The sequence below is a fragment of the Herminiimonas contaminans genome (assembly GCF_015645465.1).
In the GTDB taxonomy this organism is placed as follows: domain Bacteria; phylum Pseudomonadota; class Gammaproteobacteria; order Burkholderiales; family Burkholderiaceae_D; genus Oxalicibacterium; species Oxalicibacterium contaminans.
Map to the genome: position 1 here is coordinate 1 of NZ_JADOEL010000010.1, position 16469 is coordinate 16469.

The 16469-nt window shown below is 54.0% G+C and carries 11 protein-coding genes and 1 pseudogene; 11 read left to right on the plus strand and 1 reads right to left on the minus strand.

The window, feature by feature from the left end:
- The 6 genes and pseudogenes from IXC47_RS12395 to IXC47_RS12420 form a co-directional block, all read left to right on the plus strand.
- A pseudogene (locus tag IXC47_RS12395) lies at nucleotides 1-118 on the plus strand (IS30 family transposase); the annotation flags it as partial.
- 30 nt (nucleotides 119-148) lie between these two features.
- Nucleotides 149-811 (plus strand): tetratricopeptide repeat protein, encoded by a 663-nt coding sequence (locus IXC47_RS12400; protein ID WP_195875829.1) that lies wholly within the window; start codon nucleotides 149-151, stop codon nucleotides 809-811.
- Between the two features lie 44 nt (nucleotides 812-855).
- On the plus strand, nucleotides 856-1185 hold the full coding sequence (locus IXC47_RS12405) for a DUF3613 domain-containing protein (RefSeq protein WP_195875830.1): 330 nt from the start codon (nucleotides 856-858) through the stop codon (nucleotides 1183-1185).
- A gap of 21 nt (nucleotides 1186-1206) precedes the next feature.
- Nucleotides 1207-3288, plus strand: a complete 2082-nt coding sequence (locus IXC47_RS12410; protein WP_195875831.1) for a pilus assembly protein TadG-related protein — start codon at nucleotides 1207-1209, stop codon at nucleotides 3286-3288.
- Between the two features lie 45 nt (nucleotides 3289-3333).
- Entirely contained in the window at nucleotides 3334-3690 is a 357-nt protein-coding gene (locus IXC47_RS12415; RefSeq protein WP_195875832.1) for a DUF4282 domain-containing protein, read from the plus strand.
- Between the two features lie 21 nt (nucleotides 3691-3711).
- Nucleotides 3712-5109, plus strand: a complete 1398-nt coding sequence (locus IXC47_RS12420) for a sigma 54-interacting transcriptional regulator (protein ID WP_195875833.1) — start codon at nucleotides 3712-3714, stop codon at nucleotides 5107-5109.
- Between the two features lie 60 nt (nucleotides 5110-5169).
- Here IXC47_RS12420 and IXC47_RS12425 read toward each other — a convergent pair whose 3' ends face one another.
- The gene (locus IXC47_RS12425) at nucleotides 5170-6045 is read right to left on the minus strand and encodes a pirin family protein (protein ID WP_195875834.1); all 876 of its coding nucleotides are present in this window, start codon (nucleotides 6043-6045) and stop codon (nucleotides 5170-5172) included.
- Between the two features lie 119 nt (nucleotides 6046-6164).
- On the opposite strand from IXC47_RS12425, the gene IXC47_RS12430 reads away from it, so the two are divergent.
- The 5 genes from IXC47_RS12430 to IXC47_RS12450 all read left to right on the plus strand — a co-directional run bounded on the left by IXC47_RS12430 (nucleotide 6165) and on the right by IXC47_RS12450 (nucleotide 16417).
- A complete protein-coding gene (locus IXC47_RS12430; RefSeq protein WP_195875835.1) occupies nucleotides 6165-7070 on the plus strand; it encodes a LysR family transcriptional regulator in 906 nt (301 codons plus the stop codon).
- A 447-nt stretch (nucleotides 7071-7517) separates the two neighbouring features.
- Nucleotides 7518-9209: a putative bifunctional diguanylate cyclase/phosphodiesterase gene (locus IXC47_RS12435; RefSeq protein ID WP_230089539.1), complete on the plus strand. Its 1692-nt coding sequence runs from the start codon at nucleotides 7518-7520 to the stop codon at nucleotides 9207-9209.
- Between the two features lie 26 nt (nucleotides 9210-9235).
- The gene (locus IXC47_RS12440; RefSeq protein ID WP_175624728.1) at nucleotides 9236-10753 is read left to right on the plus strand and encodes an HDOD domain-containing protein; all 1518 of its coding nucleotides are present in this window, start codon (nucleotides 9236-9238) and stop codon (nucleotides 10751-10753) included.
- Nucleotides 10754-10842: 89 nt separating this feature from the next.
- On the plus strand, nucleotides 10843-11556 hold the full coding sequence (locus IXC47_RS12445; protein ID WP_175624729.1) for an REP-associated tyrosine transposase: 714 nt from the start codon (nucleotides 10843-10845) through the stop codon (nucleotides 11554-11556).
- 172 nt (nucleotides 11557-11728) lie between these two features.
- Entirely contained in the window at nucleotides 11729-16417 is a 4689-nt protein-coding gene (locus IXC47_RS12450) for a glutamate synthase-related protein (protein ID WP_175624730.1), read from the plus strand.
- Nucleotides 16418-16469: the final 52 nt, after the last annotated feature.

Genomic DNA, 16469 nt, shown 5'->3' on the forward strand with positions numbered 1-16469 from the left:
TTACTCGCAGGCTCAATTGAATGCTGTTGCCAGACAACTCAATGAACGACCGAGAAAAACCTTAAACTACGAAACACCGGCTCAACGGTTTTATCAATCTGTTGCATCCACCGGTTGAAACCGCCACAACAAGCAGGTATATCTGGACATGATCAAAAAGATGCAGGATCGCTCCTTGTATTTTGCATCGATTGCGCACATAGACTCCTATCAAAAGACCTATGGCACTTCGCCTGAAATACAGCGCTTGTATGCGGATGCCTTGCGTGCCACCGGCCAGGATGCTGCAGCGGAAAAACAATACAAGGCACTGCTGAACGGCCCCGAATCTGCCGCCGCCTGGCATGGCCTGGGCCTGCTTGATGCGCAACGTGGCAATTCCGCGCTGGCGATTGCCAATCTGCGTGAATCCAGCCGTCTGAATCCGACTAATGCGATCGTCCTGAGCGATTTGAGTTATGCCTTGTTGAATACCGGTGACACCAATGCTGCGCGCGTGCCTTTGATGCAAGCGGTCGAACTTGCTCCTGGCAATCGTAAAGTGATCAGCAATCTCGCCTTGTTCTTCTTGCTTTCCGGTGATGCACCTAAAGCGGAATCGTTGATGAAAGAAGCTGGTATGCCAGCGGATCTGCGGACTGAAATATTCAAACAGAAGAACGAGATCCTAAGCAGGAATGCGTCCCTGGCCGCGAATGCGGCGGGCAGTAATCGAACCATGCCGGTAGTTGCCGGTGGCAGTGGTATGCAATTACAGCTGCAGCTGCAATTGCTGTCGCCGAGTCCGGCGGTTGTCGCGCGTAGCGAATAGTTATGCGCAAGGAGTTTCTTCTGCATAAGTCTTGAGGAGGATATATGTACCAATCACTTTTGGAGTTGATGAAAATGAAACCCGGCATCTTGCTGGCAATTGCGCTGTCATCTTGCTTTACATCGATATGTAGTGCGCAGGATTCGGTTCAGGTGCAGGAACCGATGGTTCAGGAGAAAAAACCTGCGCGGCAGATAGGCGAGCTCACGTCTTCTTTGTTGGCTATGCAGGTAAACGGCAGCGCTGCCGGTCCGGCGCTTCCCATGCTGGGGGCGACCAGCTCGATTAGCTGGGAGCGCTACAAAGACAGCTTCAAATACAGAATTCCGGAATCATTTGAACGGGCTGTCAGTAAAGGTAATACGAGTCAATGACCTTGTGTCGATAGGCGATGTATGAGCATTTTTCTGCAATCTCGCGCATTGAAGGAGGACGCCCATCCGCGCAGGATGATGGCGTCGAATCAGCGTGGATCGATTGCAGTTATCGCAGCGATAGGCATTTCAACCATGATCATCGTGTTGGCGTCGATAGATATTGGTTACCTGTTTTACCAAAAGCGTGATCTGCAAAAAGTTGCCGACCTGGCTGCACTGGCGGGGGCGCAGCAACTCGCCAGATCATCTACCTTGCCTAATCCCTGCGCGTCGGCGGTGACCGTCGCCAAGGCCAATGCGGATGCGCAAGTGTCTCAGGCTTTTTCCGCCAGCGAATTTGCTTCTACCTGCGGCAGATGGGATCCGGCTGTCATCACTGCTGCGCCGCATTACCTGGCATATGCAGGTGGTGTAACGCCCTCAGGCAATCCTCCGGCCTCTGCGGTACGCGTGTGGGTTAGCCGCTCATTTCACAGTTTCTTTGGGTCATGGGCCAATCGCAATGTGGCTGCTATGGCGATTGCAACCGCTGGTGCGCCGATTGCCGTGTTCTCGGTAGAGTCCAGACTGTTGCGCATCAAGGATGGAACCGTCCCCAAGTTGCTGGCGGATTTGGGCGTGGACATCAAGGGGACTTCCCTGCTTTCATATGACGGTATAGCCAATGCCAAGGTAACGGCTGGGGGCTTGTTAGGGGCTCTCGGTTTCAATATACCTTTGACTGCGGATGTCGGAACGATCAAAAACCTGATCGCATTAGGAACACCCAAGTGTCCCAGTGGTGTATGCCCGTTAAATGAGCTGTTGGGCGCAATGAGCACAGTCGGTGGACAAAGCGATCTGATCAACGCTCTCGGTATTCAATCCGGTTCCGTTAAATTGCTGACAGATGCGGGTGGACGAGGATTGATGACCTTAGTGGATCTCGCGAACGGCAAATCGGTGCTGGAGGCGAATATCAAATCAGCTGAGTTGTTGAGCACGGCAATAGTCCTTGCGAATAGCAATCATCCTGCCGTTGCCGCCGGAGTAAACCTTAATCTTCCATCGTTGGTGAGCGTAGATACCAAGATAGGAATTGTGGAACCGCCATCAATTGGTATCGGCGGAATCGGAACGACTGCCGTCACATCGCAAGTCCGGGTATTCGCGCAAGCCAAGAGTAATCTTTTGAATGTTGGTTTACTCAATGCGAACTTGCTATCGGCAGATATTCCATTGGCGATAGATGTCGTGAATGGGATAGGCACTATCACCGATATGTGCACCAGGAAAGTTGATGGTAAAGACGTCGCGACGATTGCGATAAGTGCGCCACTGCTGAAACTTTGTGTCGGTGATTTCAATTCAAGCAGCGCCTTTTCGAAAACCTCAACCTGTAGTGACAATCTGCAAAACCATACTTTATTGAACGTGTTAAACGGGAAATTAAGTGTCAATACAAGTTTCACCGTCGATGCGCTGCCAAACACGGATAGTCAGGATTTTGTAAAAGGGCAAACGAAATCGATAGGCAGAAATGACCTGCAATTCGGCACAACCGTATCGAACCTGATGAGTGGACTCATCGCCAAGTTGATTAGCGCTGTCTTTAATCAAGGAAAAGGAAGTGTCACCAGCAACGATCTGGCCGGTCCCTTGCTGGGTGCAGTGAGTCAGACGGGAAATGTTTTGAATAACGCGTTGGCGAAAGTTGAGACCATGCTCACGGGTTTAAGAAATTTCGCTACTGGTGTGAATGCAAATAGCAGTTTGGCGGGTTTGCTGGGTGGCGTTGTAACCGGATTATTGAGCACAGTAGGAACCCTGGCGAATGGCCTGTTAAATGTCGTGGGTAATCTTTTAACGGCGGTATTTTGTCTGGGTAACCAGCAGTGCATACTCGGGAACCAACTGGCTGGAGATCAGGGGTCTATCAGCAAAGTTTTGCTGACCATATTGAGCATGGTGACGGAGTTGCTCAAGCCCGTCCTTGATGCCTTGGGTCTGGCTCTGGCAACTCAACTTGAAGCGCTGCTTGGAACTCAGTTAGGCCAGGTTGACGTCACTCTGATTGATTTGAATTGTGGAGGCGGCGATACCGCCAGACTGGTTCACTAAATGTCTTATAACGAATCTCAATACTTCGACTCTTGATACTTGCCCATGAAAAATAAATCTTCGTTTGGAAAGTGGTTCGGCTATCTCGGCTTCGATCATTTCATCGCGCCGTTTTTGATCAAGCTAATTTACTGGGTTGGCGTGTTGGTGATCGTGAGTGCCGGCATCGGTGGTTTCTTCGCCACCTTTGCCATGCCGGAGCGCGGGATTGGTGGCGTCTTGCTGGCCCTGATCGCGACGGTCCTGTCTTTATTGTTCTGGCGTCTGATGTGTGAACTGCTGATCCTGGCTTTCAATATTTATGCGCGGCTGGTTGAGATACGCAATTTGCTGTCGAGTCGGCAGGAACGTATGGATGCATATCGCAAAGTGCCGAGTGTGCGTGCCTTGAATAACGAATGACGGAAACTGTGTAAATACTCAATGCAAAAAATTAAAGCACCACAAGAGAATATCGATATTTACGTTTGGGAAGGTAAATCAGATATTTACGACCGCATCGTCCGCTGCCTGGTGAGTTCCGAGGTGGATGTGATGCGCGCCGATCATATGGATCTGATGCCGGATCAACCCAAGCTGTCGCCATCGATCGCGATTATTTCAGTGACGATGATAGATGGCGGTCGCTTTAATGCCAATGACTGGCAAAAAGCGCATGGCATGCCCGTGATCTGGGTCGCGGAAGCGCCGCGTGCTTTCGATTCGCGTGTTTACCCGCCTGAGTATTCCCACATCCTCATGCTGGATTTCACTTGCGCCGAATTGCGTCGCCTGGTGTTTGGCCTGGCGGGCGAGCTGCATGGTGGAGCGAAGTCGGCGCAGGAGCGCGATCCGCTGATCGCCGAATCCGATGTGATGAAGACCTTGCTCAAGGAGACTGTGGCGTTTGCTGATTGTGATTCGAATGTGTTGATCGCCGGTGAAACCGGGGTTGGTAAAGAACGTATTGCGCGCCTGCTGCATGAAAACCATCAACGCTACAGCAAGGGCCCGTTCGTCGCGGTCAACTGCGGTGCGATACCGGATGGTTTGTTTGAGTCGCATTTCTTTGGTCATGCGAAGGGTGCGTTTACCGGTGCGATGCTGGCGCACAAAGGTTATTTCGAGCAGGCAGATAACGGCACTTTGTTCCTGGATGAGATCGGCGATCTGCCTTTGTATCAACAGGTCAAACTATTGCGCGTGCTGGAACAGAGCAAGGTGACGCGTCTCGGTTCCGCGGTGGAGGTCGATGTCGAATTTCGTCTGGTGGCGGCGACCAATCGTAATTTGCGCGAGCTGGTGAAACAGGAAATGTTTCGTTCCGATTTGTATTACCGGATGGCGGTGATAGAGCTGCGGGTTCCCAGTCTGGAGGAGCGCGGCGAGGTCGATAAGATCGCGATTTTCAGCGGTATCGTGAATCAGATATTCAAGAACGCAGCGCGCGACTCTGCACCATTGCCGGAAGTCCCTGACTGGTTATTGCGCATGGTGGCGCATACGCGCTTCCGTGGCAATGTGCGCGAGCTGCGCAATATTGCCGAGCGCATCACGATTATTCACCGGCAGCTCGGTGACTGGGATAAAGGTGCGATAGATCGCGTGTTCCATGCTTTGCAGGACTTGAAGGTGGAGTGTGATCACGAAGAGCAGGGCGGCGCCCGCAAGAAGTGGGACGCGGCTGATCGCAATCGCATTATTGAAGCGCTGGATGCGCATAACTGGCGCAGGCAGGATACGGCGAATCATTTGAAAATGAGTCGCAAGGTCTTGTGGGAAAAAATGCGCAAGTTCCAGATCATAGACGGTGATCCCGAGCCGGGTGAGGTCGAGCCCTGAAGAAAAAAGCCATGCCGCGTTAAGCGACATGGCTTTTGGATGTTGCGTGTTCAACTGCCTTTATTCGGCACGCGCCGGGATTTGCGCAAAGCGGCCACTGTTGAAATCGTCGATTGCCTGCACGATTTCTTCATGGGTATTCATGACAAACGGACCATGACCAACGATAGCTTCATCGATAGGTTCGCCACTGATCAACAGTACAACGGCATCGTTGTTGGCTTCTATCGTGACGCCACTGCCTGCACGATCGAGCAAGACCATTTGCGCATCGCGTGCAATTGCATCGCCATTCACCGAGACCGTACCGCGCAACACGATGAGGGCTGCATTCCAGCCTTCAGGCACCGGCAATTCACTGATGCTGCCCTGATTCAGCCGCACATCCAATACATGCATAGGCGTGAAGGTGTGCGCCGGTCCAGCGTGGCCCTGATACTCACCCGCAATCACGCGCACCGTGCCTGCACCGTCCGGCATCGCCACCGCTGGAATGTCGCGGTCGACGATGGCCTGATAGCCAGGTGCCGTCATTTTGTCCTTGGCTGGCAGGTTGACCCAGAGCTGCACCATTTCCAGCGCGCCGCCGGAACGCGTGAAGGCTTCGGAGTGGAACTCTTCATGCAGGATGCCAGAACCAGCGGTCATCCATTGCACATCGCCGGGACCGATTACACCGCCCTGGCCAGTTGAGTCACGATGCTCGACCTCGCCTTTGTAGACGATGGTGACTGTTTCAAAACCGCGGTGCGGATGGGAGCCGACGCCAGGCGGACGTTGTGCCGGGCTGAATTCAGCTGGGCCTGCGTAGTCCAGCAGCAGGAAAGGGCTGAGTTGTTTGCCGTGGCTTTGATACGAAAACATGGAGCGCACAGGAAAGCCGTCGCCGACCCAGTGTGGGCGAGGAGCGCTGTAGACGCCAATGATGTTTTTCATGATTGTTTCCTTTCGGGTGCGAGATTATTTAACTGGATTAAGGATAGTGCAGGGACGATGGCTTGAGTAGGCAGTAAAATCAGGCATGAGTGTCCTATTTGGTGAACGATGGAGTGCAAATGCAGGATTTGAACGACCTTTATTTCTTCGTCCAGGTGGTCGATCACGGCGGCTTCGCGCCGGCCGGGCGTGCCTTGGGCATCCCGAAGTCCAAGCTGAGTCGCCGCATCGCGCTATTGGAAGAGCGACTGGGCGTGCGCCTGATCCAGCGTACGACGCGGCAGTTTTCGGTGACTGAGATCGGGCAAACCTATTACGAACACTGCAAGGCGATGCTAGTCGAGGCAGAGGCGGCGCAGGATGTGATCGATGTGACGCGCGCAGAGCCGCGCGGCGTGGTGCGCCTGTCCTGTCCGATTACTTTGTTGCACGCCCATGTCAGCAGCATGCTGGCTGATTTCATGGCTTTGAATCCGCATGTGACTGTGCATCTGGAGGCGACCAACAGGCGTGTCGATGTGGTGGCGGAAGCCATGGATGTCGCGATCCGGGTGCGGCCGCCGCCGATACAGGATAGTGATTTGGTGATGCGGGTGCTGTCTGATCGCGGGCAGTGCCTGGTTGGTAGCCCTGCTTTATTTAATAAGCAGGAGCGGCCTGTATCCCCGGCCGATATCGCAGACTGGCCCAGCCTGGCGCTGGGTTCGCCGCAGCAGACGCATGTGTGGAATTTATTCGGGCCTGACGGTGCACATGTGTCCTTGCATCACCATCCGCGGTTTGTGACTGGCGACATGATGGCTTTGCGCGATGCCGCGGTGGCCGGCGTCGGTATCGTGCAGTTGCCGCGCATGATGATACGGGAGCAATTGGCGGACGGTAGCTTGCTGAGTTTGTTGCCGGATTGGGCGCCACGGCGTGAAATCGTGCATGCGGTATTCCCGTCACGACGTGGCGTATTGCCGTCGGTACGGGCGCTGATCGACTATTTGGCCGAGCGTTTTCAGGCGTTAAACGAGGATTGACATGATTTTTTCTAAACAATTGTAGGCGTAAACCAGGTCAAAACAGTCTTTAGCGCCATAAGTGTTGTTTGCAAGCTAATGGATCTGTCGGGCGGCTGTTCTGGTGGTAGTTGTTATCGTGGTGGTAAAGCATGGCAAAAGCGCTAAAAACAACGGGTTCTGGGTATAACGTGCATTGCCTTCAGGGCCTTTGTTGACGCATAAAAAGCACAGTATTTACGAAAAATCACTAAATGCACATTTTTGTTTTTTTGCTGCAATCTTTTCTATTCTTTTCGTTTTCGCTGCATTAAGATTTGAGAGTTACGTTTTGATGTTTTTACATTTCCACGCAGAAAATTTACATTTTGTCAGTGTGGAGTTGAAAATTGCATTGTTACAAAAATAACTGAGGCGGTTTTCTAAAGAAAACCAGTCTCGGCCCATTAATACTCTAGCCGTTTAAGCATGTCCCTAAAGCGTAACGATTCATCCGATAACCAGCTATCCAGTCTGATGGAAATAGCTGGGGAGCTAGTGCTGCGACTTAATACACGCGGAGAGATACTCCACGTCAGCAAGCGTACTGACGCTTTGATCGGTCACGGCTCGCCATTGGCGGGGATGAAGTTGTTCGAACTGGTGCGTTTATCGGACCGACATGCAATTGAAGCGGCCCTGAGGCAAGCCATCGCTTCGCGCGAAGTAACACGCGTGAGCGTGCAGATGGCGACCCGCGCAGTGCTGCGCTGGTATGAACTCCAAATGATTGCCTACGATGACGACGCCGAAGCTGCAGTGCTGGTGGTCGGTCACGATATCTCCGGGCAGCAAGCGACGGAAGAGCGCTTGCGTCATATGGCGACACATGACGAATTAACCGGTTTGCCGAATCGCTCTTTACTGGCAGACCGTTTGCGCATGGCGATCGCACAGTCGCGTCGCACTGATCGCGGCTTTGCAGTGGTGGCGCTGGACCTCGATGGTTTCAAGAAGGTCAATGATGCGCTCGGCCATCCGGTCGGCGATGCCTTATTGCGCGTGGCGGCGGCGCGTCTGCGCGAAACCTTGCGCGATGTCGACACACTGGCACGTGTTGGTGGTGACGAATTTGTCGCCGTACTGCACGGCGCAGTCGACGAAGTGGAAATACACAATGTGGCGCGCAGAATGATCGCCGCCATTCAGTTGCCATTTGAAATCGATGGCAATGCACTCTATGTCAGCACCTCGATCGGCGTGGCGATTTACCCGGCGCACGGCGAGACCGATGTCAAATTGCTGGCGCATGCCGATAGCGCGATGTACCGCGCGAAGGAAACCGGTAAAGCGCGCTGCATTATTTATAACCATCTGAGCTTCAACCAGGTGGAACACGATGTGACGATGGAAGCCGCGATGTTTGAAGCGGTGCGCAATGGCGAGTTCCTGTTGCACTACAAGCCTATCGTGGATGCACATACGCGCCAGATTATGGGCTTTGAAGCATTGATGCGCTGGATGCGGCCTGATATCGGCCTGGTGCCGCCGAATCAATTCATCCCGATGGCGGAAAATAACGGTCTCATCAATTTGCTCGGTGCATGGGCGCTGAAGTCCGCATGCGTGCAATTGAAACGGTTTGAAGAAGCCGCTGGACGCAAGTTATATGTCTCCGTGAACGTCAGCCCACGCCAGTTCCGCAGTGATCAATTCATCAGCATGATGGATGATGCGCTCAAGTTGTCGGACCTGGAAGGCGATCAGTTGATGCTGGAAATTACCGAGGGCATCCTGATGTCGGATCCGGAGCATGCGGAAACCTTGCTTGCCAAAATTACGGCACGTGGTGTGCGTATCGCGATTGATGATTTTGGTACCGGTTATTCGTCGCTGGTTTATCTCAAACGCTTCCCGATCGCTGCACTCAAGATAGACCGTACCTTCATCAAGGACTTGCCCGACTCCATCAAGGATGCGGCGATTTGTAACGTGGTTCTCAGCCTGGCCAATCACCTTAGCCTGATGACGGTGGCGGAAGGGGTGGAGAACGAACGGCAAATGGAATTTTTATCTGCACAGGGTTGTTCACTGATACAGGGCTTTCACACCGGCTTCCCATTATTGCCGGATGCACTGATCGATATACTGAAAGCAGATGCCTTGGCTCTGCAAAATTAACTCGCCAAGTCCAAAGACATCGATTCATGACGAACCAAATCAGCCCCGCTATCAGTCCAGAAAGAACACTGGACTTGCTGTGGACACGCGTCCGCCAACGCGGTGACTTGCCCGGATTTTCCAAAGTAGTGACCGCTATTGTCGGGGCCATGCAAGGCGAAGACGATAGAGAGTTCAACATGACGCGGACAGTCTTGTCCGATCCGACATTGACGCAGCGCGTGCTGCGCCTGGCCAATAGCGCAATGTATTCAGCCTTCGGCCAAAGTATCAATACCGTTTCCAAGGCAGTGATCGTGCTCGGCACCGAAACCATAGGTCATCTGGCATTGGGCCTGAAGCTGATCGACGGTTTGTCGGCGGCTTCGCTCGGCAGCTCCGATACACGCAGCGAAATGGAACGGGCGGTGATGGCTGGGCAGATCGCGCGTCAGGTTGCATCGTCAACGACGCGCCGGGATACCGAAGAAGTGGTCGTATGTTCCATACTGCACTCGCTGGGTCGCCTGATGGTGTCCTTCTATCTGCCTGAGCAATGGGCAGAAGTGCAGGAGCGTGCGATTAGCAACGATATCTCGGAAAACGAAGCTGCCCGTGATGTGCTCGGGCTGGAGCTGGATGAAATCGGTCGCCTGATTGGTAAGCGTTGGGGTTTGCCTAGCGGCCTGGTGGCGAGCCTGAAGGAAATGCCGCCGCGCATCGACGCCGACGCCAGCCACGAACCGCTGGAACATTCGGAATGGCTGGCCGCGGTTTCGACCATGTCGACCCGTTGTGCCGGTGTCCTGTGTGAAGACGATGCGGCATCGGCTGAAGTTGATTTGGCTGAGATCGCCGAAAACTACGCAGAAATGCTGGGCCTGGATTCGGCAGTCGTGTTGTCTGCCGTGGATGCCGCGCAAAAGGCTTCGGAAGATGAAACCCTGGCGCACCAGGGTAAGCAGGCCAATGAGCCGGAAGCACAAATGTCCCTGCCGCTGGGTAAGCCGGTGGATTCGATCAATATCCTCAAGCGTGGCGTCGGCGATATGCACGACGAAGTAGCGACTGCCAGTACCGGCCAGGTCATGACCGTGGCGCTGGAAACGGTGTATCAGGGTCTGGGCCTGACGCGCGCGGTAGCCTTCCTGCGTAACCACGATGAGGGCCAATATGTAGCGCGTATGTGCTTCGGCGAATGTACCGAAGAAATGCTGGCGCGCCTGCATTTCAAGGATGCTTACCAGCCGGATGTATTTCACGCTGCATTGGCCAACGACAAAATGATTTTTGTCGAAGATGCGCAAGCACCTGGCTTCCTCAGCAAGCTGCCACGCTGGTGGCGCGACGAATTGTCGACAGCGCGCAGCTTCGTCATCCTGCCCTTGATGCTGAATTTCCATCCGGTCGGCTTTATGTATGGCGATTGGGATGCCGAACTGCCCCCGGCGAAGATTTCGCAGCAGGAAGTAGTCTTGCTGGATGAATTGCGTGCGCTGGTGGTGAAAGCCATCGGCTACCGCAATAAAAACGACGAGCCAGCCTGGACCCGTACCATGCGTTAATGCGGGCCGGTACCGGGCTTGCGACAGAAATATCGTAATTGGGGTCAGAGTTGATTTAATATGCAGTAAATCAACTCAGGTGCAAAGCCATGGCCCGACTTCCCCGGCTGGTTGTTCCCAACCAGCCCCATCACATCATCCAGCGCGGCAACGACCATCAACTGGTGTTTCGCGAAACCGCCGATTACGTCGAATTCCTGGCGCGCCTGCGTGAAGCGGCCAAGCAATTCAAGGTCGCCATCCATGCTTATGTGCTCATGCCGGACCACCTGCATTTGCTGGCAACGCCCAGCGACCAGGACGGCATGTCGCGCATGATGCAATGGCTGGGGCGCTACTACGTCCCTTACTACAACCGTAAATACGAGCGCAGCGGCACGCTGTGGCAAGGACGCTACAAGGCCACGGTGGTCGACGCCGAGCGTTACCTGATGACTTGCTGCCGTTATATAGAAACCAATCCGGTGCGTGGTGGCTTGGTCGCCGCGGCCGGTGATTACCCTTGGTCCAGTTATCCGCACCACATCGGGCTGAAATCCGATCCTGTCATCACTGATCATCCCTTGTATTGGGCTTTAGGCAACACACCGTTTGAGCGCGAGGCGGCATACAAGGCATTGATAGAGCAGGGCTTGAGTGCGGACGAGGTGGCGGCGGTCAGCGATGCCACTTTGAAGGGTTGGGCTTTGGGCAGTGAGCAGTATAAATTGTCATTAGAGAAACAAACTCAACGCCGGATTAGGCAAGTAAAGCGGGGCAGGCCGTCGCGCCAGAGCGTGGAGGTCGGCACCAAAAGCTCCTGATTTCATCACGCTGTTGAACCATTTTGGTGCAAAAATGAATTACTCTGTCCCCATTTAAAATTTGACTCCGAAGTAGGGAAAATTTAATTGACACTGACCCTATTTGTTGAGGTTGAAATTGAGATTGCTCTGCACTATCCTTCAGGCTCATTGAAAAGTAGTGGAGAAGGCTATGCATGCGCAAGGTTTGTACGATCCGGCTAATGAACATGATGCTTGTGGCGTAGGTTTTGTCGCCCACATCAAAGGCAAGAAGAGCCATTCTATTGTTGAGCAAGGTTTGCTCATCCTCAAAAATATCGACCATCGCGGCGCTGTCGGTGCCGACAAGCTGATGGGCGACGGTGCCGGTATCCTGATTCAGATCCCGGACCAGTACTACCGCGAAGAAATGGCCAAGCAAGGCGTAACCCTGCCACCAGCAGGGGAATACGGCGTTGGTATGGTTTTCCTGCCTAAGGAAAACGCTTCCCGCATCGCTTGCGAACAAGAATTGGAACGCTCGGTTCTGGCTGAAGGCCAGGTCGTGCTGGGCTGGCGCGATGTGCTGGTCGACAAAGAAATGCCGATGTCGCCTACCGTACGCGACAAAGAGCCTGTGATCCGCCAGATTTTCATCGGTCGCGGCCAGGACATCATGGTGACCGATGCACTCGAGCGCAAACTGTATGTCATCCGCAAGGCTTCGGGGCACGCGATCCAGGCACTGCGCTTGTTGCACGGCCAGGAATTCTTCGTGCCATCGATGTCGGCACGTACCGTGGTCTACAAAGGCTTGCTGCTGGCTGACCAAGTCGGTGAATACTATAAAGACTTGCAAGATCCACGCTGCGTCTCCGCACTGGCGCTGGTGCACCAACGTTTCTCGACAAACACCTTCCCTGAATGGCCGCTGGCTCACCCGTACCGCCTGCTGGCGCACAACGGTGAGATCAACACAGTTAAAGGTAACTTCAACTGGATGCGCGCACGCGAAGGCGTGATGAAGTCGGCTGTGCTGGGCGACGACCTGAAAAAACTGTTCCCGCTGATCTATGAAGGTCAGTCGGATACCGCATGCTTCGACAACGCGCTCGAACTGCTGGTCATGGCTGGTTACCCGATCGCACAAGCGATGATGATGATGATTCCGGAAGCGTGGGAAAACCACACCACCATGGATGACAACCGTCGCGCGTTCTACGAATACCACGCTGCCATGATGGAGCCATGGGATGGCCCGGCAGCAATGGCATTTACCGATGGTCGCCATATCGGCGGTACCTTGGATCGCAACGGTTTGCGTCCAGCACGTTACATCGTGACCGACGACGACCTGGTCGTAATGGCGTCGGAATCCGGTGTCCTGCCTATCCCTGAATCGAAGATCATCCAGAAATGGCGCCTGCAACCAGGCAAAATGTTCCTGATCGATCTGGATGCAGGCCGCATCATCGACGATAAAGAACTGAAAGATACCTACGCTAACGCCAAACCATACAAACAATGGATTGAGTCGGTACGTATCAAACTGAATGAACTGAACAAGGAAGCAGCGGAAGCCAAACCGGCAACCGCCTTGCTCGACCTGCAACAAGCATTCGGCTACACCCAGGAAGATTTGAAATTCCTGATGTCGCCTATGGCAACCACCGCTGAAGAAGCAACCGGTTCCATGGGTAACGACTCGCCGCTGGCTGTCATGTCGAACAAAGACAAGACCCTGTACAACTACTTCCGTCAGTTGTTTGCGCAAGTCACCAACCCGCCTATTGATCCGATCCGCGAAGCAATGGTGATGTCGCTGGTGTCGTTCATTGGTCCTAAGCCTAACCTGCTCGACACCAACAACATCAACCCGCCTATGCGTCTGGAAGTGTCGCAGCCGGTGATCGACTATGCGGATATCGCCAAGTTGCGCAACATCGGCGCACACACCGGCGGCAAGTTCAAATCGCATGAGCTGAACATTTGCTACCCGACCGCATGGGGCAAGGAGGGCATCGAAGCGCGCCTGGCTTCGCTGTGCGCGCAGGCAGTCGATGCAGTTCAATCCGGCCACAACATCCTGATCATCTCCGATCGCAAGATCGATGAAAACCACGTCGCGATTCCAGCGCTGCTGGCAACTTCGGCGATCCACTTGCACCTGGTCAGCAAAGGTATGCGTACCTCGACCGGTCTGGTAGTGGAAACCGGTTCGGCACGTGAGACACATCACTTCGCGCTGCTCGCAGGTTACGGTGCAGAAGCAATTCATCCGTACCTCGCGATGGATACCGTCAGCGAAATGGCGAAAGGCTTGCCAGGTGACTTGTCGCCAGAAAAAGCGATCGCCAACTTCCAGAAAGCAGTCGGCAAAGGCTTGATGAAAGTCATGTCGAAAATGGGTATCTCTACCTATATGTCCTACTGCGGCGCGCAGATTTTTGAAGCCATCGGCCTCAACAAATCGCTGATCGAAAAATACTTCAAAGGCACTTCGTCCAACGTAGAAGGTATCGGCGTATTTGAAGTGGCGGAGGAAGCGTTGCGCCTGCACCGTGCAGCATTCAGCGCTGACCCAGTGCTGGCACATGCGCTGGACGCTGGTGGTGAATATGCATACCGTACCCGCGGTGAAGAGCACATGTGGACCCCGGATGCGATTGCCAAATTGCAGCATTCGACCCGTGCCAACAACTTCAGCACCTATAAAGAATACGCACAGATCATCAACGATCAGTCGAAGCGTCACATGACACTGCGTGGCTTGTTCGAATTCAAATTCGATCCAGCCAGCGCGATTCCACTGGATGAAGTTGAGCCAGCCAAGGAAATCGTCAAACGCTTTGCTACCGGCGCAATGTCGCTGGGTTCGATCTCGACCGAAGCGCACGCAACCCTCGCGATTGCGATGAACCGTATCGGCGGTAAATCGAACACCGGTGAAGGCGGCGAAGATACCAAGCGTTATCGTTCGGAGCTGCGCGGTATTCCTATCAAGGATGGTTCGACCCTGTCGTCGGTTATCGGTAAAGACGTGGTTGAAGTCGACATGCCTTTGATGCCTGGCGATTCGCTGCGCTCGAAGATCAAGCAAGTTGCTTCGGGTCGTTTCGGTGTCACCACCGAGTACCTGACTTCGGCTGAGCAAATCCAGATCAAGATGGCGCAAGGTGCGAAACCAGGTGAAGGCGGTCAATTGCCAGGTCACAAAGTATCCGAGTACATCGCACGTCTGCGTTTCTCGGTACCTGGCGTAGGTTTGATCTCGCCGCCACCGCATCACGATATTTACTCGATCGAAGATCTGGCGCAGCTGATCCATGACCTGAAAAACGTCAATCCTAGCGCTTCGATCTCGGTCAAGCTGGTAGCGGAAGTCGGCGTCGGTACAGTTGCTACAGGTGTGGCTAAAGCGAAGGCTGATCACGTTGTGATCGCAGGCCATGACGGCGGCACCGGCGCATCGCCATTGTCGTCGGTGAAATTCGCTGGTTCGCCATGGGAACTGGGTCTGGCTGAAACACAGCAGACCCTGATCCTGAACGGCTTGCGTACACGTATCCGCGTACAGGCTGACGGTCAGATGAAAACCGGCCGTGACGTCGTCATCGCTGCTTTGCTGGGCGCAGATGAAATGGGCTTCTCGACTGCACCACTGGTGGTCGAAGGTTGCATCATGATGCGTAAGTGCCATCTGAACACCTGCCCGGTCGGCGTGGCGACACAAGATCCGGTCTTGCGTGCCAAGTTCTCCGGCAAGCCAGAGCACGTGGTTAACTACTTCTTCTTCATCGCAGAAGAAGCACGTCAAATCATGGCGCAACTGGGTATCCGTACATTTGACGAGCTGATCGGCCGTGCCGACCTGCTCGACAAATCGAAAGCTATCTCGCACTGGAAAGCCAAGGGCCTGGATTTCAGCCGCATGTTCTATCAACCTGCAGTCGCGGAAGGCGTTGCTCGCTACCACGTTGAAGGTCAGGATCACGCGCTGGAAAAAGCACTGGATAACAAGCTGATCGCACAAGCCAAGGCAGCGATCGAAAACGGTGAAAAAGTCTCGTTCATCTCGACCATCAAAAACGTCAACCGTACCGTTGGTGCGATGTTATCCGGTCAGGTCGCGAAGAAATACGGCCATGAAGGTTTGCCTGACGACACCATCCACATTCAGTTGCAAGGTACTGCAGGCCAATCGGCTGGCGCGTTCCTGGCACACGGCATTACGCTGGACCTGGTGGGCGAAGGTAACGATTACGTCGGCAAAGGTTTGTCGGGTGGTCGCATCATCGTGCGTCCTAACACCGAATTCCGCGGTCGCGCAGTAGAGAACATCATCAGCGGCAACACCTTGCTGTACGGTGCGGTTGCCGGTGAAGCGTTCTTCAACGGCGTCGCCGGCGAGCGTTTCGCGGTACGTAACTCGGGCGCGATTGCAGTGGTCGAAGGTACCGGTGATCACGGTTGTGAATACATGACAGGCGGCACCGTGGTTGTGCTGGGTGATACCGGACGTAACTTTGCTGCCGGTATGTCGGGCGGTATCGCGTATGTCTACGATCCGAAAGGTGATTTCGCCAGCAAGTGCAACATGGCGATGGTTGCCCTGCATCCTGTGGAATCGGCGTCTGAACAGGAAAACAAGGCTGAACACGCTTCCTGGCATAGCCATGTACGCGGCGCAGATGCGCAAACCGATGAAGCTATCCTCAAAGGTTTGATCGAGCGTCACTTCAAATACACCGGTAGCACACGTGCACGTGCACTGCTGGATGAGTGGAGCACCGCGCGCAGCAAGTTCGTTAAGGTATTCCCGTCGGAATACAAACGCGCATTGGCCGAGATGCATGCAGCCAAAGCTGAGCAGTCCGTGTCAACCAAGGTTGCGGTTTAACAGTTGCTGATAAGGCTGTAAGCAGCACTGTTCACAAACGATGTCATGGCCC